27 protein-coding genes and 1 pseudogene are annotated in these 24549 nt (G+C 71.1%); 10 read left to right on the forward strand and 18 right to left on the reverse strand.

The features are described 5' to 3' along the window. Window positions 1-73: 73 nt before the first annotated feature. Window positions 74-961, forward strand: coding sequence for an alpha/beta fold hydrolase (locus ACZ4Z1_RS06075; RefSeq protein ID WP_468485329.1), 888 nt, complete (start codon window positions 74-76; stop codon window positions 959-961). 164 nt (window positions 962-1125) lie between these two features. Here ACZ4Z1_RS06075 and ACZ4Z1_RS06080 read toward each other — a convergent pair whose 3' ends face one another. The 5 genes from ACZ4Z1_RS06080 to ACZ4Z1_RS06100 all read right to left on the reverse strand — a co-directional run bounded on the left by ACZ4Z1_RS06080 (window position 1126) and on the right by ACZ4Z1_RS06100 (window position 5700). Continuing rightward, window positions 1126-2496, reverse strand: coding sequence for a dicarboxylate/amino acid:cation symporter (locus ACZ4Z1_RS06080; RefSeq protein WP_468485330.1), 1371 nt, complete (start codon window positions 2494-2496; stop codon window positions 1126-1128). 395 nt (window positions 2497-2891) lie between these two features. Continuing rightward, entirely contained in the window at window positions 2892-3182 is a 291-nt protein-coding gene (locus tag ACZ4Z1_RS06085; protein WP_468485331.1) for a DUF4229 domain-containing protein, read from the reverse strand. Window positions 3183-3329: 147 nt separating this feature from the next. Next, window positions 3330-3884 carry a GNAT family N-acetyltransferase gene (locus tag ACZ4Z1_RS06090; protein ID WP_468485430.1) on the reverse strand — a complete coding sequence of 185 codons (555 nt, stop codon included), beginning with the start codon at window positions 3882-3884 and terminating at the stop codon, window positions 3330-3332. A 33-nt stretch (window positions 3885-3917) separates the two neighbouring features. Next, window positions 3918-5084 (reverse strand): aminofutalosine synthase MqnE, encoded by a 1167-nt coding sequence (gene mqnE / locus ACZ4Z1_RS06095; RefSeq protein WP_468485431.1) that lies wholly within the window; start codon window positions 5082-5084, stop codon window positions 3918-3920. 160 nt (window positions 5085-5244) lie between these two features. After that, window positions 5245-5700 carry an Lrp/AsnC family transcriptional regulator gene (locus ACZ4Z1_RS06100; protein ID WP_468485332.1) on the reverse strand — a complete coding sequence of 152 codons (456 nt, stop codon included), beginning with the start codon at window positions 5698-5700 and terminating at the stop codon, window positions 5245-5247. Window positions 5701-5830: 130 nt separating this feature from the next. Between ACZ4Z1_RS06100 and ACZ4Z1_RS06105 the strand changes: the two genes are divergently transcribed. Continuing rightward, window positions 5831-5968 (forward strand): hypothetical protein, encoded by a 138-nt coding sequence (locus ACZ4Z1_RS06105; protein WP_468485437.1) that lies wholly within the window; start codon window positions 5831-5833, stop codon window positions 5966-5968. On the opposite strand, the gene ACZ4Z1_RS06110 is transcribed toward ACZ4Z1_RS06105, so the two are convergent. Further along, the gene (locus tag ACZ4Z1_RS06110) at window positions 5965-6636 is read right to left on the reverse strand and encodes a UbiX family flavin prenyltransferase (RefSeq protein WP_468485432.1); all 672 of its coding nucleotides are present in this window, start codon (window positions 6634-6636) and stop codon (window positions 5965-5967) included. The genes ACZ4Z1_RS06105 and ACZ4Z1_RS06110 overlap by 4 nt on opposite strands. Window positions 6637-6802: 166 nt before the next feature. Here ACZ4Z1_RS06110 and ACZ4Z1_RS06115 point away from each other — a divergent pair, with 166 nt between their 5' ends. Continuing rightward, window positions 6803-7408 (forward strand): rhomboid family intramembrane serine protease, encoded by a 606-nt coding sequence (locus tag ACZ4Z1_RS06115; protein WP_468485333.1) that lies wholly within the window; start codon window positions 6803-6805, stop codon window positions 7406-7408. A 144-nt stretch (window positions 7409-7552) separates the two neighbouring features. Here the strand turns inward: ACZ4Z1_RS06115 and mqnP are convergent, their stop codons facing one another. Continuing rightward, window positions 7553-8476, reverse strand: coding sequence for a menaquinone biosynthesis prenyltransferase MqnP (gene mqnP / locus ACZ4Z1_RS06120; RefSeq protein WP_468485334.1), 924 nt, complete (start codon window positions 8474-8476; stop codon window positions 7553-7555). Window positions 8477-8478: 2 nt separating this feature from the next. Then, complete coding sequence (locus ACZ4Z1_RS06125; protein ID WP_468485335.1) at window positions 8479-9936, reverse strand: menaquinone biosynthesis decarboxylase; 1458 nt, start codon at window positions 9934-9936, stop codon at window positions 8479-8481. An 88-nt stretch (window positions 9937-10024) separates the two neighbouring features. Here ACZ4Z1_RS06125 and ACZ4Z1_RS06130 point away from each other — a divergent pair, with 88 nt between their 5' ends. The 4 genes and pseudogenes from ACZ4Z1_RS06130 (at window position 10025) to ACZ4Z1_RS06145 (ending at window position 12786) form a co-directional block, all read left to right on the forward strand. Then, window positions 10025-10483, forward strand: coding sequence for a PLD nuclease N-terminal domain-containing protein (locus ACZ4Z1_RS06130; protein WP_468485336.1), 459 nt, complete (start codon window positions 10025-10027; stop codon window positions 10481-10483). Window positions 10484-10663: 180 nt separating this feature from the next. After that, entirely contained in the window at window positions 10664-11092 is a 429-nt protein-coding gene (locus ACZ4Z1_RS06135) for a nucleoside deaminase (RefSeq protein ID WP_468485433.1), read from the forward strand. Next, window positions 11085-12124 (forward strand): annotated as a pseudogene (locus ACZ4Z1_RS06140) (isopenicillin N synthase family dioxygenase). The gene ACZ4Z1_RS06135 and the pseudogene ACZ4Z1_RS06140 overlap by 8 nt, the downstream one beginning before the upstream one ends. Before the next feature lie 50 nt (window positions 12125-12174). After that, window positions 12175-12786 (forward strand): DUF4291 domain-containing protein, encoded by a 612-nt coding sequence (locus tag ACZ4Z1_RS06145; RefSeq protein ID WP_468485337.1) that lies wholly within the window; start codon window positions 12175-12177, stop codon window positions 12784-12786. Here ACZ4Z1_RS06145 and ACZ4Z1_RS06150 read toward each other — a convergent pair. The 8 genes from ACZ4Z1_RS06150 to hemL all read right to left on the reverse strand — a co-directional run bounded on the left by ACZ4Z1_RS06150 (window position 12765) and on the right by hemL (window position 21254). Continuing rightward, window positions 12765-13298 carry an SRPBCC domain-containing protein gene (locus ACZ4Z1_RS06150; protein ID WP_468485338.1) on the reverse strand — a complete coding sequence of 178 codons (534 nt, stop codon included), beginning with the start codon at window positions 13296-13298 and terminating at the stop codon, window positions 12765-12767. The two genes, ACZ4Z1_RS06145 and ACZ4Z1_RS06150, sit on opposite strands and share 22 nt — an antisense overlap. 56 nt (window positions 13299-13354) lie before the next feature. After that, window positions 13355-14446, reverse strand: coding sequence for a c-type cytochrome biogenesis protein CcsB (ccsB, locus tag ACZ4Z1_RS06155; protein WP_468485339.1), 1092 nt, complete (start codon window positions 14444-14446; stop codon window positions 13355-13357). After that, complete coding sequence (gene resB, locus ACZ4Z1_RS06160) at window positions 14443-16233, reverse strand: cytochrome c biogenesis protein ResB (protein ID WP_468485340.1); 1791 nt, start codon at window positions 16231-16233, stop codon at window positions 14443-14445. The genes ccsB and resB overlap by 4 nt, the downstream gene beginning before the upstream one ends. Before the next feature lie 3 nt (window positions 16234-16236). Continuing rightward, the gene (locus ACZ4Z1_RS06165) at window positions 16237-17001 is read right to left on the reverse strand and encodes a cytochrome c biogenesis CcdA family protein (protein ID WP_468485341.1); all 765 of its coding nucleotides are present in this window, start codon (window positions 16999-17001) and stop codon (window positions 16237-16239) included. Between the two features lie 4 nt (window positions 17002-17005). Further along, complete coding sequence (locus tag ACZ4Z1_RS06170; RefSeq protein WP_468485342.1) at window positions 17006-17620, reverse strand: TlpA family protein disulfide reductase; 615 nt, start codon at window positions 17618-17620, stop codon at window positions 17006-17008. Window positions 17621-17823: 203 nt separating this feature from the next. Next, window positions 17824-19041 (reverse strand): polysaccharide deacetylase family protein, encoded by a 1218-nt coding sequence (locus tag ACZ4Z1_RS06175; RefSeq protein WP_468485343.1) that lies wholly within the window; start codon window positions 19039-19041, stop codon window positions 17824-17826. Between the two features lie 186 nt (window positions 19042-19227). Beyond that, complete coding sequence (locus ACZ4Z1_RS06180) at window positions 19228-19908, reverse strand: histidine phosphatase family protein (RefSeq protein ID WP_468485344.1); 681 nt, start codon at window positions 19906-19908, stop codon at window positions 19228-19230. Window positions 19909-19946: 38 nt separating this feature from the next. Next, window positions 19947-21254 (reverse strand): glutamate-1-semialdehyde 2,1-aminomutase, encoded by a 1308-nt coding sequence (hemL, locus tag ACZ4Z1_RS06185; protein ID WP_468485345.1) that lies wholly within the window; start codon window positions 21252-21254, stop codon window positions 19947-19949. Window positions 21255-21524: 270 nt separating this feature from the next. Here hemL and ACZ4Z1_RS06190 point away from each other — a divergent pair, with 270 nt between their 5' ends. The 3 genes from ACZ4Z1_RS06190 (at window position 21525) to ACZ4Z1_RS06200 (ending at window position 23136) form a co-directional block, all read left to right on the forward strand. Next, entirely contained in the window at window positions 21525-22076 is a 552-nt protein-coding gene (locus tag ACZ4Z1_RS06190) for a hypothetical protein (RefSeq protein WP_073769157.1), read from the forward strand. A gap of 261 nt (window positions 22077-22337) precedes the next feature. Then, window positions 22338-22850, forward strand: a complete 513-nt coding sequence (locus ACZ4Z1_RS06195) for an STAS domain-containing protein (protein ID WP_468485346.1) — start codon at window positions 22338-22340, stop codon at window positions 22848-22850. Window positions 22851-22905: 55 nt separating this feature from the next. Further along, complete coding sequence (locus ACZ4Z1_RS06200; protein WP_468485347.1) at window positions 22906-23136, forward strand: hypothetical protein; 231 nt, start codon at window positions 22906-22908, stop codon at window positions 23134-23136. Window positions 23137-23161: 25 nt separating this feature from the next. Here ACZ4Z1_RS06200 and ACZ4Z1_RS06205 read toward each other — a convergent pair whose 3' ends face one another. Both ACZ4Z1_RS06205 and ACZ4Z1_RS06210 read right to left on the reverse strand, forming a co-directional pair. Continuing rightward, window positions 23162-23947: an SDR family NAD(P)-dependent oxidoreductase gene (locus ACZ4Z1_RS06205; protein WP_468485348.1), complete on the reverse strand. Its 786-nt coding sequence runs from the start codon at window positions 23945-23947 to the stop codon at window positions 23162-23164. After that, window positions 23944-24447 carry a cupin domain-containing protein gene (locus ACZ4Z1_RS06210; protein ID WP_468485349.1) on the reverse strand — a complete coding sequence of 168 codons (504 nt, stop codon included), beginning with the start codon at window positions 24445-24447 and terminating at the stop codon, window positions 23944-23946. Before ACZ4Z1_RS06210 ends, ACZ4Z1_RS06205 begins: the two co-directional genes overlap by 4 nt. Window positions 24448-24549 lie beyond the last annotated feature (102 nt).

A 24549-nucleotide genomic window follows, 5' to 3' on the forward strand; every position in this document is an offset into this window, starting at 1 on the left:
GCTTCTTGACGCGATCGCCCCACGCACGAGACGATACGACTCGTCTCGTCATTTCGGCCGGAAGGAACCCTCCATGCACCAGGCGCACCAGCGCTTCGTCGAAGCCGCCCCCGGCGTGCACCTGTGGACCGAGCAGCGCGGCCCGGCCGACGCGCCCCCGCTGCTGCTCGTCATGGGTGCCCAGGCCTCCGGCCTGGGCTGGCCCGAACCGTTCGTGGACGCGCTCGCCGTCCACCACCGGGTCATCCGTTACGACCACCGCGACACGGGCCGCTCCACCTGGTCCTTCGACGAACAGCCGTACCGCATCACGGACCTGGCGCACGACATCGTCCGCGTCCTTGACGCCCTCGGCGTCGACCGGGCGCACCTGGTGGGGCTGTCGCTCGGCGGAATGCTGGCGCAAATCGTCCTCGCCGACCACCCCGACCGGGTCCTGAGCACCACCCTGATGGGCACCTCGGCGATGAGCACCACCCCGTACACCCGCCCCGACGGCACCCAGGTCCCCGCCTGCGAACTGCCCGGCATCGCGCCCGACGTGCTGGAGATGTGGGCCCGCCCCGTCGAGGACCACGGCCTGGAGGCCGAACTCGACCGGCGCGTGGAGCACTGGCGGGTCCTGAGCGGCGGAATCCTCCCCTTCGACGCCGGCCACTACCGCGCCCTGGAACGCCGGATCATCGAACACACCGGCCACTACGACGTCTCCACCGCCCCCGCCCGCGCCGACCACTGCGGAATGCTCCGCACCGAAGCCCTCGCCACCAACCAGATCCCCACCCTCGTCATCAACGCCCCCGCCGAACCCGTCTTCCCGCCCCCGCACCCCCACCACCTCGCCCAGGTCATCCAGCACGCACACCTGGTGGAGATCCCCGGCATGGGCCACGCCCTGCCACCGGAGGTACAAGGGCCGCTGGCAGAGGCGATCCTCGGTCATACGGGGGCGGCGGGCTGAGGAAGGAGAGACGGGCGTACGGAGCCGAATCGGGCGACGGCCGGGCATGCCCACTTCCCCCGCGCGGCCGAAGCTCCCGAGCGCACGCGAAACGCCGGACGGGCTGGGGGTTGTCCCCAGCCCGTCCGGCGTTCAGATCACCGCGATCACGCGGCCGGTGTCAGCTACCGGGCCCCGGCAGGCGCCGGTACCGACACCTTCTGCCCGGCCTGCCCGGCGTCGCCGACCACGCCGTCCTCCAGCTCCACGCCGGCGGCGCGGGCGTACGCGTCGCGGTCCAGGATCTTCTCCTTGGCCGAGACCAGGATCGGTACGACGACCTGCCCGGCCACGTTCGTAGCCGTCCGCATCATGTCCAGGATCGGGTCGATGGCCATCAGCAGGCCGACGCCCTCCAGGGGGAGGCCGAGGGTCGACAGGGTCAGGGTGAGCATGACGGTGGCACCCGTCAGGCCGGCGGTGGCGGCGGAGCCGATGACCGAGACGAAGGCGATCAGGACGTAGTCGCCGATGCCCAGGTCGACGTCGAAGATCTGGGCGATGAAGATGGCAGCGAGGGCCGGGTAGATCGAGGCGCAGCCGTCCATCTTGGTCGTCGAGCCGAAGGGCACGGCGAAGGACGCGTACTCCTTCGGGACGCCCAGGCGCTCGGTGACCTTCTGGGTCAGCGGCATGGTGCCGACCGAGGAGCGGGAGACGAACGCCAGCTGGATGGCGGGCCAGGCGCCCTTGAAGAACTGCAGCGGGTTGGCCTTGGCGAAGACCGAGAGCAGCAGCGGGTAGACGCCGAAGAGGACGATCGCGCAGCCGACGTAGATGTCGACGGTGAAGGTCGCGTACTTGCTGATCAGGTCCCAGCCGTAGTCCGCGATGGCGTAGCCGATCAGGCCGAGGGAGCCGATCGGGGCCAGGCGGATGACCCACCACAGTGCCTTCTGGAGCAGCTCCAGCGCGGAGCGGCTCAGGCGCAGCACCGGCTCGGCGCGGTCGCCCAGCTTCAGGGCCGCGATACCGGCCACCGTCGCCATGAAGACGATCTGCATGACCTTCAGCTCGGTGAACGGCGTGATGACGTCCTTGGGGACGATGCCGGTCAGGAAGTCGATCCAGGAGCCGGCGTGCTCGGGGAGCTTGCCGTCCTTGGGGGTCAGGCCGGTACCCGCGCCGGGGTTGCTGATCAGGCCGATCGCCATGCCGATGGCGACCGCGATCAACGAGGTGACCATGAACCACAGCAGCGTGCGGGTGGCCAGCCGGGCGGCGTTGTTGACCTGCCGCAGGTTGGTGATCGAGACCAGGATGGCGAAGAAGACCAGCGGCGCCACGGCCAGCTTCAGCAGCTGGACGAAGAGGCTGCCGATGGTGTCGAGGGTGGTCTTCAGCCAGGAGATGTCACCGCTCTTGGCGATCCAGCCGAGCAGCACGCCGAGGACGAGGCCGAGCAGGATCTGGGCCCAGAACGGGACCTTGGGTATGCGGCGGGAGGATCTGGCGGTCTCTGCGGACCGCGGGGTCTCGGAAGACGTGGTGGACAACGGACACACTCCGGGGACAGACAGGCGTCGGGAAGGAAACGGCGCACAGCGCCAGGAGACAGGAGGTCCGTATCGATCCGTACGGGATCTCCGGCCGCTGCGGTGAAGGGGTCAGCGGCGGCAACAGGCCGCGGACATACAGCGGCAAAGATCGACGTGCAGGCGCGCCACGAGCGGGACGCCCGTGGGGTGGTGGTGCGCTGCTGCTGTCTTCATGGCGAACACGTTAACACTTGAACTTTGGGGAACCCAAAGAAATTCTTTGGGTGGGGGAGGCGGGAAACGCCCGGAGTGTCGCGTGGAACGCGTGATGCCCCGCCGTGGAGGGGTTCTTCCACGGCGGGGCATCCGTCGGCTGTGAGGCGCCTTACAGCGCCGGCGGGGGCGTCCCCGGACTACAGGAGGCCGTCCTCCTGGCGGGCGTTGGCCGCGATGCGGGCCTTCTGGCGGTCCACCTTGGCCACGATCTGCTCGGACATCGCGTCCCGCTGCTTGCGCAGCAGCACGAAGCTCAGCGGCGCGGAGATCACGACCGCGAGCAGCAGCAGCCATACGGCGTTGGAGCTGCCCACGCCGAGCGGGATGACGTGGAAGTACGCCAGCACCCAGACCAGCGCGAAGCACCCGACGAAGGTCCCCAGACGCAGGGCGGTGTAGCGGAGCGTGGCGAACTTCTGGCTACTCACGGGCGGACCTTCTTCACGACGACAACCGAAAGGGTCTGCGTCCAGTCAAGCACAGCCCGATTCGTGATCTTTTCGGGCCCCTGCCGTGGGGGCGGGACGCCCCGATCCGGGCCCTGGCCACGGCCGGTGGCGCCGGGGCGGCGTGCGTCACGCCAGCTCGCGCCACATCGTGATGTCGTCCCGGTAATCGTCGTCGGCGAGTTTGATCGCGGACGGCACCCGGCCGACCTCCTTGTAGCCGCAGGAGGCGTAGAACCGCTCGACGCCGATGCCGCCGCGGCAGGTGAGCCGGATGCCCTGGATGCCTTCGGTCCCGCGGGCCGCCTCGTCGACGGCGGCCATCAGGGCGCGGCCCGCGCCCTGCCCCTGGAGGGCGGGGTGCACCATCACGGTGTAGGCCCACAGCCAGTGCTTCATCAGGCGGTGCTGGTTGAGGTGGAGGAACGCGGTGGCGAGCACCCGGCCGTCGCGCTCGTCGCGGCCCGCGATCAGCCGGGCGCACCCCTCCGACATCGCCACCAGGTGGGCGAGCAGGTCGGGGCGTACGTCCTCGGCGGTGACCGGCGGGACGAAACCGACGGCCCCGCCCGCGTTGGACACCTCGGCCCACAGCGTCCGGATGCCGTCGGTCAGTTCGGGGGTGACGGCGGGGTCCAGGTCGAAGCGCAGATCCATGGTGCGGACCCTAATCGCCTCGGACAGCACCCGTCGCCGCCGTCCCGTCCGTCCCAGGCGTCACACCCGCATCGGCTGCGGGGCCTCGCGGCGCTCCGCGTCCGGGCCCGGGTACTCCCGGATGATCTCGTAGCGGGTGTTGCGCTCGACCGGCCGGAAGCCCGCGTCGCGGATCAGTTCCAGCAGGTCGTCGCGGGTGAGCTTGTTCGGTGTGCCGTAATTGTCCGCGTCGTGCGTGATCTTGTACTCGACGACCGAGCCGTCCATGTCGTCGGCGCCGTGCTGCAGCGCGAGCTGAGCGGTCTGCACGCCGTGCATGACCCAGAAGACCTTCACGTGCGGGATGTTGTCGAACAGCAGCCGGGAGACGGCGAAGGTCTTCAGCGCCTCGGCGCCGGTCGCCATCGTGGTGCGCGCCTGGAGCTTGTTGCGGACCTTGCCGTCCTTCATGTCCACGAAGTCGTGCTGGTAGCGCAGCGGGATGAAGACCTGGAAGCCGTTGGTCTCGTCCTGCAGCTCGCGCAGGCGCAGCACGTGGTCGACGCGGTGCCGGGGCTCCTCGATGTGCCCGTACAGCATCGTCGCGGGCGTCTTGAGGCCCTTCTCGTGCGCCAGGCGGTGGATGCGCGACCAGTCCTCCCAGTGGGTGTCGTGGTCGACGATGTGCTGGCGCACCTCCCAGTCGAAGATCTCGGCGCCGCCGCCGGTCAGCGACTCCAGGCCGGCGTCGATCAGCTCGTCGAGGATCTCGGAGGCGGGCAGCCCGGAGATCTTCTCGAAGTGGTGGATCTCGGTGGCGGTGAACGCCTTGAGGGAGACCGTGTCGGGCAGCGCCTCCTTGAGGGCGCTGAGCGAGCGCGGGTAGTAGCGCCACGGCAGGGTCGGGTGCAGGCCGTTGACGATGTGCAGCTCGGTGAGGTTCTCGCCCTCCATCGCCTTGGCGAGGCGGACGGCCTCCTCGATGCGCATGGTGTACGCGTCCTTCTCGCCGGGCTTGCGCTGGAAGGAGCAGTACGCGCACGAGGCGGTGCACACGTTGGTCATGTTGAGGTGGCGGTTGACGTTGAAGTGCACGACGTCGCCGTTCTTGCGCGTGCGCACCTCGTGGGCGAGCCCGCCCAGCCACGCCAGGTCGTCACACTCGTAGAGGGCGATGCCGTCCTCACGGGTCAGCCGCTCCCCGGACCGGACCTTGTCCTCCAGCTCGCGCTTGAGACCCACATCCATGGATGCAGTCATCCGGCCGCCTCCCATATCTCTGCCAAAATCGGGCTTCACCGAGCGTACTCCCCCGTTTTCCGGCCCGGCCGGGCCCCCCGCCGGGCCCGCCGCCTGTACGGCGGGGAGCCCGGCGTACAGGCGGCGGAGGAGTGCCCCGTACGGCGCCCTACGAGTCCTCCGGCAGCTCGCCGACGCGGTTCTCCCACTTGGTGGAGAGCACGATGGTGGTGCGCGTACGGGAGACGCCCTTGGTGCCCGAGAGCCTGCGGATGGTGCGCTCCAGCCCGTCCACGTCGCTGACGCGGACCTTGAGCATGTACGAGTCGTCGCCCGCGATGAACCAGGCGTCCTCGATCTCCGCGAGGTCGCGCAGCCGCACGGCCACGTCCTCGTGGTCGGCGGCGTCCGAGAGGGAGATGCCGACCAGGGCGGTGACGCCCAGGCCGAGGGAGGCCGCGTCGACGGTCGCGCGGTAGCCGGTGATCACGCCGGCCGCCTCCAGGCGGTTGATCCGGTCGGTGACGCTGGGCCCGGACAGGCCCACGAGCCGGCCCAGCTCCGCGTACGAGGCCCTGCCGTTCTCCCGCAGTGCCTGGATGAGCTGCCTATCTACGGCATCCATACGCCCCTGACCTTCCATTCGCTCTGCAATCCCGGCTTTTCCATGTAGAATCTAAGGCATACAGGGGCTGCGACCCTGTAAACCGTCAATCTCAGTTGATCAAAGACGATCTTTCACAGGAGAAGTCACCGTGTACTCGATCGAGATGGCCTACGCCCGCATGCGCGAGCTGCAGGACCTGGCCAATCGTTCTCGTGCTCACCGTCCTGCCACCACCACCGAAGGCAAGCGCCGCTTCGGCCGTAACGGCTCCGCCAAGAAGCGCTAGTCCGCCTCCCTGGAGCCCGATCCGAGCTCCCCGACCCACCGCCGGTAGAGCCGGTGCGGCACGCCCGCCGCATCCAGCACCCGGCCCGCGACGAAGTCCACCAGATCCTGGATGTGCGTCGCCCCCGCGTAGAACGCCGGTGAGGCGGGCAGCACGACCGCGCCCGCCTCGTCCAGCGTCACCAGATGCCTGAGGGTCTGCCCGTTCAGCGGGGTCTCCCGCACCGCGACCACCAGCCTCCTGCGCTCCTTGAGCGTCACGCTCGCCACCCGCTGGAGCAGGTCCTTCGACAGGCCCAGCGCCACCCCCGCCACACACGCCGTGCTCGCCGGCACGATCAGCATCCCCTTGACCGGGTACGAGCCCGACGACGGCCCCGCGGCGAGATCGCCGGCCGGCCAGTACCGCACCAGGTCCAGGTCCGCGTCCGTGACCTCGAACGTCCCCGGCTTGCCGTCCGCGCCGCGCGCCAGCCACGCGCGCAGGTCCGCGCGCCAGTGCGCGTCCCGGAAAGAGATGCCCGTCTCGTCCAGCAGCGTCAGCCGCGACGCCCGGCTCACGATCAGGTCCACCGCCTCGCCCGCCGCGAGCAGGCCGCGCACCACCGACGCCGCGTACGGAGTGCCGGACGCGCCGGAGACACCCACCACCCAGGGGCGACGGGGCACGTCGGCGGACCCGGCGGCCGGCCGGGCGGAGCGCCCGCCGGGCCTTGTGACACCGGGCTGACTGGGGTTGTTGTCCTGCGGTTCCACGGTTCGAGCCTATCCGGCGGAACCACCGGACCCCTCACGGCCGTTTGTTCCAGTGAACGGGGAAGGGAAGGTGCCGCAGATGATGACGCGAGCGCTGGAGCACGCGAAGCCCGCCGCCGCGCTGATGCTGGGCTGGGTCGCGCTGCTATGGGGCCTGGAGATCGCCGACACCGCGTCGGGCAACGCGCTGGACACCTTCGGCGTGCGGCCACGCGAGATGAGCGAGCTGGCCGACGTGCTGCCCGCCGCCTTCATCCACTTCGGCTTCGACCACCTGGCCGCCAACACGCTGCCGCTGCTGCTCCTCGGCTTCCTCGCCGCGCTCCGCGGCGGCCTGCGCCGGTTCGCCGGGGTGGCCCCGCTGATAGCCCTGACCAGCGGTCTGGGCATCTGGCTGACCGCCCCCGCCGGCAGCAACACGGCCGGCGCCTCCGGCGTGGTCTTCGGCCTCTTCGGCTACCTCCTGATACGCGGCTTCATCGACCGCAAGCCGCTGGACATCGGCCTCGGCGTGCTGGTCGCCGTGGTGTACGGCTCGATCCTGTGGGGCGCGCTGCCCACCGACAGCGGCATCAGCTGGCAGGGCCACCTCTTCGGACTGGTCGGCGGCGTACTGGCGGCATGCGTCTTCCGGCGGCGCCCGGCCGCGCGGACACCCGGCGAGCAGGCCCGGCTGGTCCCGTAGACCCACCGGACCGGCGCGGGCGCAGAGGCCGCCGCCTCCGCAGGGCGAGTACGGATACGGGCGCAGCCGTGAACAGGAGTCGCGGCCCCGCAGCCGTACGGCCGCGGAGCGCTCCGGGTGTGGCCGCCCCCGGAGCGTCGTGGGTCAGAGCGTCAGGCCGCGGACGAACAGGTCGAGCAGCGCGCAGACGAACAGCGCGATGCCGATGAACCCATTGACCTGGAAGAAGGCCCGGTTGAGGCGGGAGAGGTCGTGCGGCCGCACGATGGTGTGCTCGTAGAGGAAGGCGCCGACGACGATCACCAGGCCGAGCCAGAAGAAGACTCCGGCGTGGGTGGCGAGCGCGTACCAGACCAGCAGGGCCGTGGTGACGGCGTGGCAGGCGCGGGCGCCGTGCAGCGCCCCCGGGATGCCGAAGCGGGCCGGTACGGACTTCACGCCGTGCGCCCGGTCCGCCTGTACGTCCTGGCAGGCGAAGATCAGATCGAAGCCGCCGATCCAGACACCGACGGCGACCCCGAGGATCACCGCGTCCCAGGACCACGACCCCGTGACGGCTATCCACGCGCCGACCGGGCCCATCGCCTGGGCCAGGCCCAGGATCGCGTGCGGGAAGTCCGTGAACCGCTTGCCGTACGGGTAGACCACCATCGGGATCACGGCGATCGGTGCCAGCGCCAGGCACAGCGGGTTGAGCAGGGCCGCGGCGCCCAGGAAGAACACCACGGCGATCAGCGCGCCGGTCCACGCGGACCGTACGCTCACCGCGCCGGTGACCAGTTCGCGGCCCGCGGTGCGCGGGTTACGGGCGTCAATCTCCCGGTCGATGATGCGGTTGGCGGCCATCGCGAACGTCCGCAGGCCCACCATCGCGACGGTGACCAGCAGCAGCTCGACCCAGTGGACGCTCTTGTCCGACCGGTGCATCGCGGTCAGCGAGGCGATGTAGGCGAAGGGCAGCGCGAAGACCGAGTGCTCGATCATCACCAGCCGCAGGAAGGCTTTGATCCGGCCGGGCGGTGCGGGTTCGGGGGCGAAGAGATCCGGTGTCGCTGAATCGGCGCTCATGTCTAGAACCCGTACTCCTTCCAGCGGCGGTCGACCTTCGCCGCCGTCGCGGTGTCCGACTCGACCATCTCCGGCCAGCCGCCGTCCCTCGTGTAGCCCTCCTCGGGCAGCTTCCTCGTCGCGTCGATGCCCGCCTTGCCGCCCCAGAACTGCTGGTACGAGGCGTGGTCGAGGTGGTCGACCGGCCCCTCGACGACGGTCAGGTCGCGCGCGTAGTCCGTGTTGCCGAGGGCCCGCCAGGACACCTCGTGCAGGTTGTGCACGTCGCAGTCGGCGTCGACCACGATGATCAGCTTGGTCAGCGACATCATGTGCGCGCCCCAGATGGCGTGCATGACCTTCTGGGCGTGCTTGGGGTACTTCTTGTCGATCGAGACGATCGCGCAGTTGTGGAAGCCGCCCGACTCGGGCAGGTGGTAGTCCACGATGTCCGGGACGATGATCTTCAGCAGCGGCAGGAAGAACCGTTCCGTTGCCCGGCCCAGCGGCCCGTCCTCCGTCGGCGGCCGGCCGACGACGATCGACTGGAGCAGCGGCCGCCTGCGCATCGTGACGCAGTCGATGGTCAGCGCGGGGAACGGCTCCTGCGGCGTGTAGAAGCCGGTGTGGTCGCCGAAGGGGCCCTCCGGCAGCATCTCGCCCGGCTCCAGCCAGCCCTCCAGTACGACCTCGGCGTTGGCCGGGACCTGGAGCGGGACGGTCTTGCAGTCCACCATCTCGATCCGCTTGCCCTGGACGAACCCGGCGAACAGGTACTCGTCGATGTCGCCGGGCAGCGGCGCGGTGGAGGCGTACGTCACGGCCGGCGGGCAGCCGAAGGCGATGGCGACCGGCAGCTTCTCGCCGCGCTTGGCGGCCACCTGGTAGTGGTTGCGGCTGTCCTTGTGGATCTGCCAGTGCATGCCGATGGTGCGCTTGTCGTGGCGCTGGAGGCGGTAGAGACCCAGGTTGCGTACGCCGGTCTCCGGGTGCTTGGTGTGGGTCAGGCCCAGGTTGAAGAACGACCCGCCGTCCTGCGGCCAGGTGAACAGCGCGGGCAGCGCGTCCAGGTCGACGTCGTCGCCGTGCAGCACCACTTCCTGGACCGGGGCGCCGTCGCCCTTGATCTTCTTTGGCGGTACGTGCGTCATGTTCGCGAGCTTGCCGAACGCCTCCCGCACGCCGACGAAGCCCTGCGGCAGCTCGGGCTTGAGCAGCCCGCCGATCTTGTCGCTGATGTCGTCGTACGACGTCAGGCCGAGCGCCTTGAGCAGCCGGCGGTCGGTGCCGTAGACGTTCATCGCCAGCGGCATCGACGAGCCCTTGACGTTCTCGAAGAGCAGCGCGGGCCCGCCGGACTTCTGCACCCGGTCCACGATCTCGCCGACTTCCAGGTGCGGGTCGACCTCGGCCTTGATCCGCTTGAGGTCGCCCTCCCGGTCGAGCGCGCGCAGGAACGAGCGAAGGTCGTCATAAGCCATGCGTTCCAGTATCCGGTACGCACTACCCTGGACAGGTCACCGGGCCCCGCCGAGGCCCGCCCGTCAGCTCAGGGGGGCTGCTTCCGCAATGCTCAGGTATCTGCCGTTCCTTCTGATCCTGGCGCTGTGGATCTACGCGTTCATCGACTGCCTGAACACGCCGGAGAACCAGGTACGCGGCCTGCCGAAGATCGCCTGGGTCTTCATCATCCTGCTCTTCGGCGAGGTGCTCATCGGGCCGGTCGCCTGGCTGGTGGCCGGCCGGCCCCGGCGCGAGCACGCCGGTGGCGGCGCCGCGTCACCGTGGCCCCGCGGCGGGCGCGGCCCGGCCCGGAAGTGGGTCGCGCCGGACGACAACCCCGACTTCCTGCGCTCGCTCAAGGACGAGGGCAGGAAGGACGACGGCAAGAAGGCGGAGAGCGGGAAGGACGAGGCACTCCTGAAGGACTGGGAGGCCGACCTGCGGCGCCGCGAGGAGGAGCTGCGGCGCAAGGAAAACGGTTCGGCGGACGGCGGCGAGGGCGGCAGCCCGCCGCCGAAGGGCTGACGCTCCCGCCGTACACCGGTGCCTCCGGACTGACCGTGCCCCCCGTCCCGGTCCCGGCGCGTGCCGCCCGTACCCGCGCGCCCTCCCCGCGCCGGACTCACCGGCCTGATCCCGTCCCGCGCGTTGCCCGGCCGCCCCGGAGCGAGGAGAGTGGCCGTCGTGAAGGACCGGGAGCGGGAGATGCTGGCGACGGCGGTCGCCGAGGCACGGGCCGGGCTGGCGGAGGGCGGCATCCCCATCGGCGCCGCGCTGTACGGGCCCGACGGCACCGTCCTCGGGCGGGGCCGCAACCGGCGCGTCCAGGACGGCGACCCGTCCGCGCACGCCGAGACCACCGCCTTCCGGGCCGCCGGCCGGCAGCGCGGTTACCGCGGCACGACGATGGTCACCACCCTCTCCCCGTGCTGGTTCTGCAGCGGCCTGATCCGCCAGTTCGGCATCCCGCGCGTCCTGATCGGCGAGACCCGTACCTTCCACGGCGGGCACGACTGGCTGGCGCAGAGCGGCATACGGATCGTGCTGCTGGACGACGCGGAGTGCCGCGCCCTGATGCGGGAGTTCATCGCGGCCCGGCCCGAGGTGTGGAACGAGGACATCGGCCATGAGTGAGCACCCGGGCACCACGCCCGCATCCCCGGCTTCCCCCGCCTCCTCCGCCTCCCCAGCTCCCTCCGCTTCCCCCATCTCCCCCGCTTCCCCCGTCCCCACCGTCGACCTCGCCCGCTGGCGGACCGGTGACGCGGACACCCGCCGGAGCATCGCCGGGGCCGTCGACGCCGGGCTGCGCGCCGCCGGCTTCCTCCTCGTCACCGGCCACGGCATCGACCAGCAGCTGCGTGACCGCGTCCGCGCCACCGCCCGTACGTTCTTCGCGCTGCCCGCAGCGGAGAAGCAGCCGTACGCCACCGAGGTCGGCGGCCGCGGCTGGCTCGGCCCCGGCGCGGAGGCCAACGGCGCCGCCGAGGGCACCGCGACCCCGCCGGACCTCAAGGAGTCGCTGTCCTTCGCCTCCGAGGAGCCGACCGGCGTCCCGGCCGTCGATGCGGAGTGGTTCCTGCCCAACATCTGGCGCCCCACCAGGTCCCCGCCCTGCGCACCGACGTACAGGACCTGCTGGTCTCGCTGCGCGCCCTGTCCGACCAGCTCCTGGAGCTCCTGGCCGGCGCGCTCGGCGCCGCGCCGGACCGCTTCACCCGGCACACCGCCCACCCCACCTGGGGCTTCAACATCAACTGGTATCCGGGCACGGAGACGGTGGGCGAGGCGCTGCCCGGCCAGTTCCGCATCGGCCCGCACACCGACTTCGGGACGGTGACGGTCCTGGACCGGCAGTACGGCAAGGGCGGCCTCCAGGTCTGGACCGACCCGGCGCACGGCGGCACCGGCTGGCAGGACGCCCCGTACGTGCCGGGCTCCCTCACCGTCAACATCGGCGACCTGATGGCCTACTGGACCGACGGCCGCTGGCGCTCCGGCCGCCACCGCGTCCTACCGCCCCCGCCGGACGTCCCCACCGAAGAGCTGATGTCGCTGGTCTACTTCTACGAGTGCGACCCGGGCACCCGCGTCGGCCCGCTGGCCGACTCGCACACGTACCTGCGCGGCCAGCTGACCGCCATCAACTCCAGCACCCCCACCTGACCTGTAAATCCGGTGGCCGCCGGGGCGCCGCGCCGTGAGACTGACGGCCCATGAACAGCGACAACACCCAGCTGGACCGCACCGCCGAGCACGCCGAGCCGCTCCGCCGCATCCGGGCCGCCCACACCGGCACGACCATCACCGTCTACCAGGCGTACGGTCCGTCGATCGGCCTGCCCGCCGCCCGCGACGGCCGCTTCCCGCCCGCCTGGAAGCGGGAGCGGATGACGTGGATCAAGCCGTCGTTCCTGTGGATGATGTACCGCTGCGGCTGGGCCACCAAGCCCGGCCAGGAGCGTGTCCTCGCCATCGAGATCGAGCGCACGGGCTTCGACTGGGCGCTGCGCAACGCCTGCCTGTCCCACTACGACCCCGCCGTCCATGCCGACCGCGACGCCTGGAAGCGGCGGCTGCGCGAGACGCCCGCCCGCGTCCAGTGGGACCCCGAACGCGACCTGCGCCTGATGCCGCTGCCGTACCGCTCGCTCCAGCTCGGCCTGGCCGGCGAGGCCTCCCGCCGCTACGCCGACGCGTGGACGGTCGCCATCCGCGACGTCACCCCGCTCGCCCACGAGATCCACGCCCTGGTCAGCCGCGGCGACCTGGCCACCGCCGCCGGCCTGCTCCCCGAGGAGCGCCCCTACTGCCCCGCCGCCGCGTAGTCCGCGCGCAGTTCCCGCCACCGGTCCAGGTTCCAGGTGGACCAGTCCTTGGGGCGGCCGGCGAGGGCGTCGGCGAGGAATTCGAAGTGGTGGTGCCAGCCGGCCAGGCAGTCCAGGCGGCAGGAGGGCGAGCCGGTGAACTCGTTGGTGAAGCGCAGGCGGGTGCCGGACGCGCCGGGGCCGGCGGACGGCTGGAGTTCGAAGCGGATCCGGCCGTGGATGTCGACGGTGTACTCGGCCAGCCGGGTCGGGCCCCAGCCGGTGACCTGGCCGGGGGCCACCGTCGCGGTGCCGTGTTCGTCGGTGTTCTGCCAGCGCAGGGTGATCGCGCCGCCCTCGCGCCGTACGAACGGGTCGGCGACCGCGAGCCAGCCCGGCAGGCCCTCCTGGGTGGCCACCGCGTCCCAGACCTCCGCAACGGGCTGGGGAAGGCTCAGCTCGTAGCGGAGGGTGTGGGTGTCGTCGGCGGAGACGGCGGTGCCGTACGGGACGGGGCTCTCAAGGCGTTCCATGAGGCCACCGTCGCGTACGGCACCGGTTCTCGCAGGGGCGTACTGCTCCGACCGGGTCAGACTCCCGAGTAGGAGTGCAGACCGGAGAAGAAGTAGTTCACGACGTAGTAATTGAAGATGTACGTCAGGAAGGCGAACAGGCCCAGGTAGGCGGCCTTGCGGCCCTTCCAGCCTGCGGTGGCGCGGGCGTGGAGGTAGGCGGCGTAGGCGACCCAGGTGACGAAGGACCAGATCTCCTTGGAGTCCCAGCCCCAGTAGCGGCCCCATGCCTCACCGGCCCAGACGGCGCCCGCGATGATCGTGAAGGTCCACAGCGGGAAGATCGAGGCGTTCACCCGGTAGGAGAACTTGTCCAGACTGGCCGCGGCGGGCAGCCGCTCCATGACGGAGGTGGCGAAGGCGCCGGGCTGCTTGCCGGACGGGTCGGCCAGCTTGCTCTCGTAGCGGTCGCGGAAGAGGTAGAGCAGCGTCGAGACGGCGCCGAGGTAGAGGAAGGCGCCGGAGATGATCGCGCAGCTGACGTGGATCCACAGCCAGTACGAGTGCAGCGCCGGGACCAGCTGGGAGCTGTCGGTGTAGAGCCAGGTGACGGCCACGCCCAGGTCCAGCAGGACGGTGGCGGTCAGCAGCAGGCCGATCCAGCGGACGTTCTTCTTCAGGGCGAGAAGGACGAGGTACGCGGCTACCGCGACCATGCCGAAGGTCGTGGAGAACTCGTACATGTTGCCCCAGGGGGCGCGCTGTACGGACAGGCCGCGGGTGAGCACCCCGCCGAAGTGGATCAGGAAGGCGAGGGTGGTCAGCGAGATGGCGATCCGGCCGTACAGGTCGCCCTTCTCGGTGCCGCCCGCGGCGCCCGGGCCGTCCGGGACGTCCCGGCTGCCGTTCGCCGCGCGGGTGACGACCTTGGGGCGCTCCAGTACGGCCGTGCCGCCGCCCTGCTCCGCGGCCCGGGCCGGCGCCTTGGCGGGGGCGGGCACCGTGGCGGTCAGGGCCGCGGCAGTACGGCCGACCTTGCTGCGGCTGCCGAAGGCCCACTCGGCGAGGTGCGCGAGGAAGGCGAGGGTGTACACGGCCATGGCCGAGTAGATCAGCACGTTGCTGATACTGGCCAGGTTCTCGTTGGTGGCTGCGGCAGCGAGGTTCACGCGCGCGCTCCTTCGGAGGGATCAGCAGGATCGGCGGAGTCGGAGGGCTTCGCCGCGGCTTCGGGGCCGGTGGGGGCGGTTTTCTTTGCGTCGGCGGCGGCTGGGTCCGGGGCGGGGCCGGGTTCCGTACCCGCCTCCGTCGCCGCCTCGGCGGCCTGCGGCGCGTCCGGGCCCAGGGCCTCCGCCAGATCCGCCAGTTCCTCCGGCAGGCGGGCGGATTCGCTGCGGCCCAGGCCGGCCAGTTCGACGACGGTCACCCCGTCGGCGCCGCGTACGGCCCGTACCCACACCCGGCGGCGCTGGATGAACAGCGAGCCGGCCAGGCCCAGCAGCACGGCGATCGCGCCGATCAGGGCGAGGCCGTTGCCGGGCTGGTGGGAGACCTGGAAGGTGGCCCACTGCTTGACGCCGACGAACCTGATGCTGCCGTCGCCGCCGGGCAGCTTCATCGTCTCGCCGGGCTGCATCATCTGGGCGACGGCACGGCCGTCCTGCTTGTACTGCTTGAGGTTCTTCTTCTCCAGCTGGTACACGCTCTGCGGCAGCCCGGAGTCCACGCCGAGGTCACCGTGGTACGCGGTGAGCGTCAGCCGCGGATTGTCCAGCGCGGGGAAGGTGGAGAACATCGAGCCCGAGCCCTTGCCCCCGTACGTCGGCACGAAGAAACCCGAGAAGCCGAGCTGGTTGCGCTTGCCGGCCGCGGTCTGCGCGTTGGGCACCTTGACCACACCGGTGGAGGTGTAGTTCTGCATGTCCTGCGGCAGGAACGGCACCGCACCGCTGTAGACCTTCTTGCCGCGGCCGTCGGTGACCTCGACGACCGGCGCGTACCCGTGCGAGAGCAGGAAGATCTTGGAGTCCGCGATCTCCAGCGGGTGGTTGACCTCGATCTTGCCCTGGTGCTCCGTGCCGTCCGCGCCCTGGAAGTACGAGATGTTGGCGCGGAACTCGCGCGGGGTGCCCTTCTGGGGGCCGGTGCGCTCGTAGGACGCGTCGAAGCTCTTGAGGGAGAAGCCGAACGGTTCCAGGTCGTCGGTGTCGTAGAAGGCACCGGACTTGAAGTTGTCGTACTGGGTGAGGCTGTTGGCGAAGCCGTCGCCCTCGACGACGAGCTTGCCGCCCTCGGACTTCCACAGGCTGCCGACGGCGACCGCCACCAGGATCACGATCAGCGAGATGTGGAAGACGAGGTTGCCGGCCTCGCGCAGGTAGCCCTTCTCGGCGGCGACCGCGTCACCGACCGTGTGCGCGCGGAAGCGGCGCTTCTTCAGCATCCGCTGCGCGGCGCCCAGCACCTCCTCGGGCGCCCGGTCCGTACGCCACGTCGTGTACGCGGGCAGCCGGGTCAGCCGGCGCGGCGCGCCCGGCGGGCGGCTGCGCAGCTGGCCGACGAACTGCCAGGTACGCGGCACGATGCAGCCGATCAGCGAGATGAACAGCAGCAGGTAGATCGCGGAGAACCACACCGAGCTGTAGACGTGGAAGAGACCCAGCTTGTCGTAGACCGGTGCCAGCGTCGGGTGGTCGGCGCGGAACTGCTCGACCTTGGTCGGGTCGATGCCGGTCTGCGGGACCAGCGAGCCGGGGATGGCTCCCAGCGAGAGCAGGAACAGCAGGATCAGCGCGACCCGCATCGAGGTCAGCTGCCGCCAGAACCACCGGGCCCATCCGATCGGCCCGAGGGACGGGAAGGTGACCTCCTCCTCGGGCGCGGTGGACAGCTGCGAGCCCGCGGCGCCGACATCGGCGTCGTCGGCGTCGCGGGAGGCGTCGGTCTTGGTGGACATCAATCAGATCCCTGGAGTGAAGCTGCTGGACCAGCTCCGCATGGTGGACATCAGGTCGGCCCACGCGCCGGTGAGGAGCAGGACGCCGAGCACGACCATCATGCCGCCGCCGAGCCGCATCACCCACACGTAGTGGCGCTTGACCCAGCCGAAGGCGCCGAGCACCTTGCGGAAGGCGAGCGCGACGGCGATGAAGGGCAGGCCCAGTCCCAGACAGTAGGCCACGGTCAGCAGGGCGCCGCGCCCGGCACTGGCCTGGTTGATGGCGAGCGAGCTGACCGCGGTGAGCGTCGGGCCCAGGCACGGCGTCCAGCCGACACCGAAGAGCACGCCGAGCACCGGGGCGCCGGCCAGGCCCATGGCGGGCTTCCTGTGGAAGCGCAGCTCGCGCTGGCCGAAGTTCTTCAGCACGCCGGCGAAGGCCAGGCCGAGCAGGATCATCAGGACGCCGAGGATCTTGTTGATCAGGTCCTGGTGCTCCTGGAGCCGGCCGCCGAAGTAGCCGAAGAGCGCGCCGGTGGAGACGAAGACGGCGGTGAAGCCGAGGACGAAGAGGGAGGCGCCGGCGAGCATCCGGCCGCGTTTGGCATCGGCGAGGTCCGTACCGGTCACGCCGGTGACGTAGGACATGTAGCCGGGTACGAGCGGCAGCACGCAGGGCGAGAAGAAGGAGACCAGCCCGCCGAGGAGGGCGACGGGCACGGCGAGCAGCAGCGCGCCCGAGGTGATGGTGGAGGCGGGTCCGGTGGTGGCGGCGAGCGTGATCACGTGATCACTTCTCGTCGATCAGCGGCCGCAGCATCTTGCGCAGCTCGTCCTCGCCGAGCGGGCCGATGGACCGCGCCGCGATCTTCCCTTCGCGGTCCACGGCGATGGTGGAGGGGATGGCCTGCGGGTTGAGGCTGCCCTTGGGGAAGCGCAGCATCAGCTTGCCGGTCGGGTCGAACAGGCTCGGGTAGGGCACCTTGTGCTGTTCCTCGAAGCTGACCGCCTGGGACTTCTGCGAGTCGCGGGTGTTGATGCCGACGAACTGGACGCCCTTGGCCTTGGTCTCATTCGCGACCTTGGCGAAGTTGGGCGCCTCGGCGATGCAGGGGGCGCACCACGATCCCCAGACGTTGAGGACGACGACCTTGCCCTTGTAGTCCGCGATGTCCAGCTTTTCACCCTGGGTGGTCTCGCCGGAGATGTCGGGTACGGGCTTGCGGTCCGCCTTCGCGACCCGCTCGACGCCGTCCTTGCCCTCGACGAACTGGGTCTGTTCGGAACCGCCGGAGCGGCCCTCGCCGCAGGCGCTGAGCGTCAGCGCCGCGAGCGCGGCGCCCGCGGCGAACAGGGCGGTGCGGCGACGACCGGCGAGTCGTCGGGGAACGCGGCAGGCACTCATGTGAAAAGTTTCGCATGGGGCCGTTCCGGATCTTCCGCGCCCCCCTCGCCGGGGCCGTACCGGTCATGCCGGGGCACGTCAGGCGGCCTTCGGGCGCGCCTGTCCGGCCGTGTCGGCGGGGCGGGAACGGGTACGGGCCGGGGCGCGCCGCCCCGGCCCGTAAGCACCGTTCCGTACCGGTATGCCCCTTGACCTCGTATGCCTCAGGCGCCCGAGAGGAACGTCTTCCAGCCGCCCGCCGGCTTCTGGCCGACCCGCAGGCCCTGGAGCTTGGCCACGACCTTCGGGTCCTGCGCGTCGAGCCAGTCGGTGAACTGGCGGAAGGAGACCAGGCGCACGTCCTTGCGCTTCTCGTCGGCGATGTGCTTGAGCGCTTCCTCGACGGCGTCCATGTAGATGCCGCCGTTCCACTGCTCGAAGTGGTTGCCGACGAACAGGGGGGCGCGGTTGGTCTCGTAGGCCCGCTCGAAGCCCTTGATGTAGGCGCCGGTGGCCTCCTTGCGCCAGCCCGGGTAGTTGGCGGGCGGGCCCTTGGTGGAGTTCTTGGACTGGTTCGCGAGGATGTTGTAGTCCATGGAGAGGACCTCGAACCGGTGTCCGGGGAAAGGTATCTGCTGGAGCGGGAAGTCCCACAGCCCCATCTTCTTCCTGGGCCACATCTGCAGGCCGCCCGGCGAGCTGGCGTCGTAGCGCCAGCCCAGCTTCTTGGCGGTGGGCAGCAGGTTGTCCTGGCCGAGCAGGCACGGCGTACGGCCGCCGACCAGTTCCTTCTTGTAGTCGAAGGGCAGCGGCTCAAGGTCGGTGAAGCCGGTGTTGGTCCGCCACTTCGTGACGAAGTCCATGGCCTGGTCGATCTCGGACTGCCACTGGGCCGGGGTCCAGTGCTTGACCGACGTACGGGCCTCGCCGCAGAAGTGCCCGTTGAAGTGGGTGCCGATCTCGTGGCCCTCCAGCCACGCCTCCCGCACGTTCTTCAGCGTCGCCTTGATGTGCTCGTCGGAGAGATAGCCGATGTCGGAGGCGCCAACCTTGTTGTTCGGCGGACGGTAGAGGTGCTTCTTCGACTCCGGGAGGCAGTAGAGGCCGGAGAGGAAGAAGGTCATGGCCGCGTTGTGGTCCTTGGCCAGCTTGCGGAAGCGCGGGAAGAGGCCGTTGCCGACCTCGCCCGCGCCGTCCCACGAGAAGATCACGAACTGCGGCGGGGTCTCGCCGGGCTCCAGCCGGCGCGGCTTCTCCGGCTGGTGGGGCTGCGGGCCCGCGTCGGCCGTGGAGCCGTCGCCGATCGGTTTGGCCTTGGCCTGCACCGCGTTCTTGTCCTGGCCGGAACCGGATCCGGAGCCGGTGGAGCAGCTCGCGACGCCGAGCGCCGCGGCCGCACCCACTCCCATGCCCAGTACGTTCCGCCGACTGATCGCGCGCATACCGTCGTCCCCATCCGTACTCGTCACACTCAATATCCGTATAAACGGACATCAAGTAAGAGGCTTTGTCGAACACGGAGGTTCCGGGCTATTGGCGCGAATTTATTATTTTGCTTGTAGATGACCTCACGTCACACCGGCCTCTCGCGTCCCTCGCCCCACAAGATGCGAAAAGCCGGTCCGGCGTCACGCCCCGAAGGCCTTGGATTTTCCGGCCTGCGGCCTGGCGCCCGCCCGCAGGTGCGCCGGCACCAGATCGAGCGCCGGTTCGCTGTAACCCACCGAAATGATCTTGTCGCCGCGGAAGGTGAAGGAGGTCAGCGAGGCGAGCGTGCACTGCCGCTTGCGCGGGTCGTGCCACAGCCGCCGCCGCTCGGCGAAGCTGCGCACGATCCAGATCGGCAGCTGGTGGCTGACCGCCACCGCCTCGTGCCCGCGCGCCGCGTCGCGCGCCGCGCCGAGCGCCCCCATCATCCGTACGACCTGCTCCAGGTACGGCTCGCCCCACGACGGGCGGAACGGGTTGGTCAGGTACTTCCAGTTGCCGGGCTTCTTCAGCGCGCCGTCACCGACCCCGAAGGTCTTGCCCTCGAAGACGTTGGCCGCCTCTATCAGCCGCTCGTCGGTGGCCAGGTCCAGGCCGTGCGCCTTGGCGACCGGCGTCGCGGTCTCCTGCGCCCGCTCCAGCGGGGACGCCACGACGTGCGTGACGTCCCGGCCCGCCAGATGCTCGGCCACCCGGTCGGCCATGCGCCGGCCCAGCTCGGAGAGGTGGTAGCCGGGCCGCCGCCCGTACAGCACACCCTCGGGGTTGTGCACCTCGCCGTGCCGCATCAGGTGCACGACGGTGATGTCTTCGCTGCTCATGTCACCCATCTTCCGGTCCGCTCCGCCGCCCGCCGCGCTCACGCGCTCGCTTCGGCTGCGGCCCGCGCGGCCGACGGCAGGGCGGCGGCGATCCGCTCGACGGCCCGCTCGTCGTGGGCGGTCGAGACGAACCAGGACTCGAACGCGGACGGCGGCAGGTACACGCCCTGGGCCAGCATCGAGTGGAAGAAGGCGGTGAAGCGGAACGCCTCCTGCGCCTTGGCCGAGGCGTAGTCCGTCACGTCCCGGTCGGTGAAGGCGAACGAGAACATGTTCCCCGCGACCTGGAGGCGGTGCGCGACGCCCGCCTTGGTGAGGGCGTCGGTGACCAGCGAGCGCACCTCGGCCGAGACCGCGTCCACCTTGTCGTACGCCGCCTGGTCCAGCAGCTTGAGCTGCGCGACACCGGCGGCCGTGGCGACCGGGTTACCGGACAGGGTGCCCGCCTGGTAGACCGGGCCGGCCGGCGCGAGGTGCGCCATCACGTCGGCGCGCCCGCCGAAGGCCGCGGCCGGGAAGCCGCCACCCATGACCTTGCCGAAGGTCATCAGGTCGGGCCGGACGCCGTCGATGCCGTACCAGCCGGTGCGGCTGACCCGGAAGCCGGTCATGACCTCGTCGGAGATGTACAGCGCGCCGTTCTCGGCACACAGGTCCTTCAGGCCCTGGTTGAAGCCGGGCAGCGGCGGGACGACGCCCATGTTGCCGGGCGACGCCTCGGTGATCACACAGGCGATCTCGCCGGGGTGTGCGGCGAAGGCGGCCCGTACGGCCTCGATGTCGTTGTACGGCAGCACGATCGTGTCACCGGCCTGGGCGCCCGTGACGCCGGGCGTGTCCGGCAGCCCGAAGGTCGCCACGCCGGAGCCGGCCGCGGCCAGCAGCGCGTCCACATGCCCGTGGTAGCAGCCGGCGAACTTCACGACCTTGGCGCGGCCGGTGAAGCCGCGGGCCAGCCGGATGGCGGACATGGTCGCCTCGGTGCCGGAGGAGACCAGCCGTACCTGCTCGACCGGGTCGATCCGGTCCACGATCTGCTCGGCCAGCTCCACCTCGCCCTCGCCGGGCGTGCCGAAGGAGGTGCCGCGGGCGACCGCCTCCTGGACGGCGGCGATCACCTCGGGGTGGGCGTGTCCGAGGATCATCGGACCCCACGAGCACACGAGGTCGACGTACTCGCGTCCGTCGGCGTCGGTGAGGTACGGACCGGTACCGGACACCATGAACCGGGGCGAACCACCCACGGCGCGGAACGCGCGTACGGGAGAGTTCACCCCGCCCGGCGTCACAACGGCCGCACGGTCGAAGAGCGTCTGCGAAACTGGGGCTTCATAGGGAAAAGGCACTGTGATCCTGACCTGCACAAACGTAGGAAGGGGCGGCGGCCGGCGGCGGCACCCGGGCTGAGCGCGGAACGGAAAACCCCCCGCGCTCGTCCAGGTGTCAGACCCCGCGGGTCTGCAAAACTGGGGCAACGTACGAGTAAGTCACGCAAGCAATGGTCTCAGAGGCGCACGGGGGCGCGCGGCCGGGCGTTTCACGCGCCGGTGGCGGGGGAGGTCTCTGAGACGATGATCGGGTTGCGCGGCTGGGGCTGCGAGTGGTCGGGTGGAGATATGCATCGCGGTGGCGGACTGGGCGAGGGCACCGATGACCGGGGTCCTGAGCGCGACCAGCGGGGCCGCCACCGGCGCGAGGAGACCAAGGGCGGGGGAAACAGAGGCGGCCGCATGGGGGTGACGTACAAGTACTTCGGCGCGCCGAACGGTGCCACGGCGGCGCGAGTGCCGATCTCGATGCGGCCCGAGGAGCTCGGCGGCGACGAGCTCGGCATGGGCGGCATGTTCACGAAGATCAAACCGGAGACGATGGCCGCGATGGTCCTCACCGGCATAGAAGGCATACCGCTGCACAAGGTCCCCCCGCTCGAACTGGTCGTCCTCCACCCCGACTACGCCGTCGTCAAACTCCCCATGACCGTCGTCGACCCGCTGCGCGGCGTCGGCGAGGAATCCGTGGGCGCCGCGGCCTTCATCTGGTCCACGGTCCCCGACCGCGGCGGCCCGCGCGACGCCTTCACCGTCTACCAGCTGCTCCACGAGTGGCAGGACTTCTCGCACCGGCTGCACGAGGCGGGGCATCAGGCGTACTGCCTGGTGTGGCCGTGACCTGCGGGTAGTTCCCCGCGCCCGCCGCTGACGGCCCCGGCGGCGGGGGACGGACGCCCCGGGGGCACGGACGGCTACGGGGCGGCCGACGGCGGATCCGTACGGCGCGCGCCGCGCGGGTGACGCGCCGTCATGGCGCCCCCGAATCCGACCGGTCGGTCACGCACGCTGTTCGCGCCACCCGCGCCGCACTACCCTGGACGGTGCAGCCCGAGTCCCCGGCAGCGCGGAAGCCCGTCCGCCCCGAGGAGGCGCGTGCTGATGGCAGACCCCGGAACCTCCCTCGACTTCCCGCGCGCCGGCGCGGTGGGCACGCGGACGCCCCCGGCCCGCCACCACGCCCTGCACCCACCGGCGCGGCGCCCCGCGCCGGCCGGACCACCGGGCCCCGCCGCGGACGACGCGCCGTCGGTCCCCGTGACGGACACCGACTTCGCGGTCCTGATCGTGCGCGGCAGAGTGGACCTGGCGAACCTGCCCACGCTGCGCGAACGCCTGCGCAGGCTGCCCCGCACGCCCGGCAGCCTGCTGATCGTCGACCTGTCCGAGGTCACCGACTGCTGCGCGCTCGCCCTCGGGCCGCTCGTCGCGGCGGCCAGGCGGGCCCGCTCCCAGGGCGGTGACCTGCGACTCGTGCGGCCAAGTCCCGCCGTCCTCGCGGCGTTGCAGGCCAGTGGCCTGAACCGGCTGCTGCCGGTCTTCCCCGGCCTGGACACCGCGACCGGGACCACCGCCTTCGAACCACCCGGCCCCTCGGCCGGGGCCGTGGCCTAGGGAGCGTTCCGGGCGGAGCGCTCCCGATCACCGCACACTCAGTGGGAGGTGCGCAGTGTTCCCGCTCCTGCTCGTCTCGTTCCTGTTCACGGCCGCCGCCGGGTTCGCGAATCCGGCGTGGTGGCTGGCCGCCGCCGTCCTGCTCTACCTCACCGTGCGCTACCGCCAGGGCTACCTGGGCTACGACGCGGAGTACCGCGCCTACCGGGAGCGCCGCATCCGCCAGGACCGCTACGACCGGCGGTACCGCGCGGAGCGGGGTGGCGGCGCGGCGAAGGGCAAGTAGCCCGCCGGGCCCGGCAGGCGGGCGGTCACCAGGTGGGCGCGGCCGACACCCCGCCGTCCACCACCAGGTCGTGCCCGGTCACCCACGCGGCCATCGGCGAGGCGAGGAAGACGCACGCGTCGCCGATGTCCTCCGGGCGGCCGAGCCGGCCGGCCGGTGCGGCCCGCCGGTAGCGGGACACGCCGTCCGGCCAGGCCGCCGCCAGGCCCTCGCGGTCGACCAGGCCCGGCGAGACGCTGTTGACGCGGATGCCGTCGGGCCCGTACTCCAGCGCGGCCGAGCGGGCGTGCATCACGACGGCCGCCTTGGAGGCGCAGTAGTGGGCGTGGCCCGCCGCGGTCTGGTGCGCCTGGACGGACGCGATGTGGGTGACCGAGCCGCCTCCGCCGTCCCGCATCACCGCGGCCGCGGCCTGGGTGCAGGCGAAGGCGCTCAGGACGTTGGTGTCGTTGACCGCGCGCCAGTCGGCGACGGTCATGGCGGCCAGGTCCTGGCCGGGCTGCACGCCCGCGTTGTTCACCAGGGCGGTGAGCCGGCCGCGCCACTCCGCCGCCGTACGCACCAGCCGGTGGCACTCCTCCTCGGCGGACAGGTCGGCCGGTACGGCGAGCGCGCTGCCGCCCTGCTCCTCGATACGGGCGACGAGCGCGCCGGCGGCGGTGGCGTTCGTACGGTAGTGGGCGACGACCGCGGCGCCCGCCGCGGCGAAGCGCAGGGCGATGCCGGTGCCGAGGCAGCCGCCCGCGCCGGTCACCAGGGCCACCTGGCCCGCGAGGGACGGCAGCTCCGGGCTGCCCGCCGCGGCGCTCACGGGCGGGACAGCGCGGTGATCCGCGCCGCCTCCTGGGGGTAGCGCGCGGCCAGTTCGGCGGCGTCCCCGTGCTCGTACGCGTCGAAGGTGAAGCCCGGCGCCATGGTGCAGCCGAACAGCGACCAGGCGCCGCCGCCGGTGACCTCGGCGGCCATCCACGTACCGGCGGGCACCGTGAACTGGATGTGCTGGCCGCCCAGCACGTCCGGGCCGAGAACCACCGTCCGGGTGCTGCCGGACGGGTCCAGCAGGAGCAGCGTGAGCGGGTCGCCGAGGTAGAAGTGCCAGACCTCGTCGTCGGTCAGGCGGTGCAGCGCGCTGTGGTCGCCGGGTTCCGAGGTGAGCAGCACGACGATCGCGGAGCCCTCCGGCCGCCCGTCGGGGCGTTCGGGGCCCGCCCAGGTCCGCCGGTAGCGGCCGCCCTCTCTGGGCAGCGGCTCCAGTCCGTAGAGCTCGACGAGTTCCTGGGGTGACGGTGACACGGACGGTTGCCGGGTCATGCGTCTCCTTCCCGGTCCACTGCGGGTACGGCGGCACGTACGGCGGGTACGGCCACCACCGTAGAACGGCGGCGGCGCCGCGTCCGCGGATCGGGAGGCCGG

It is taken from the genome of Streptomyces sp. NPDC030165 (assembly GCF_055573595.1).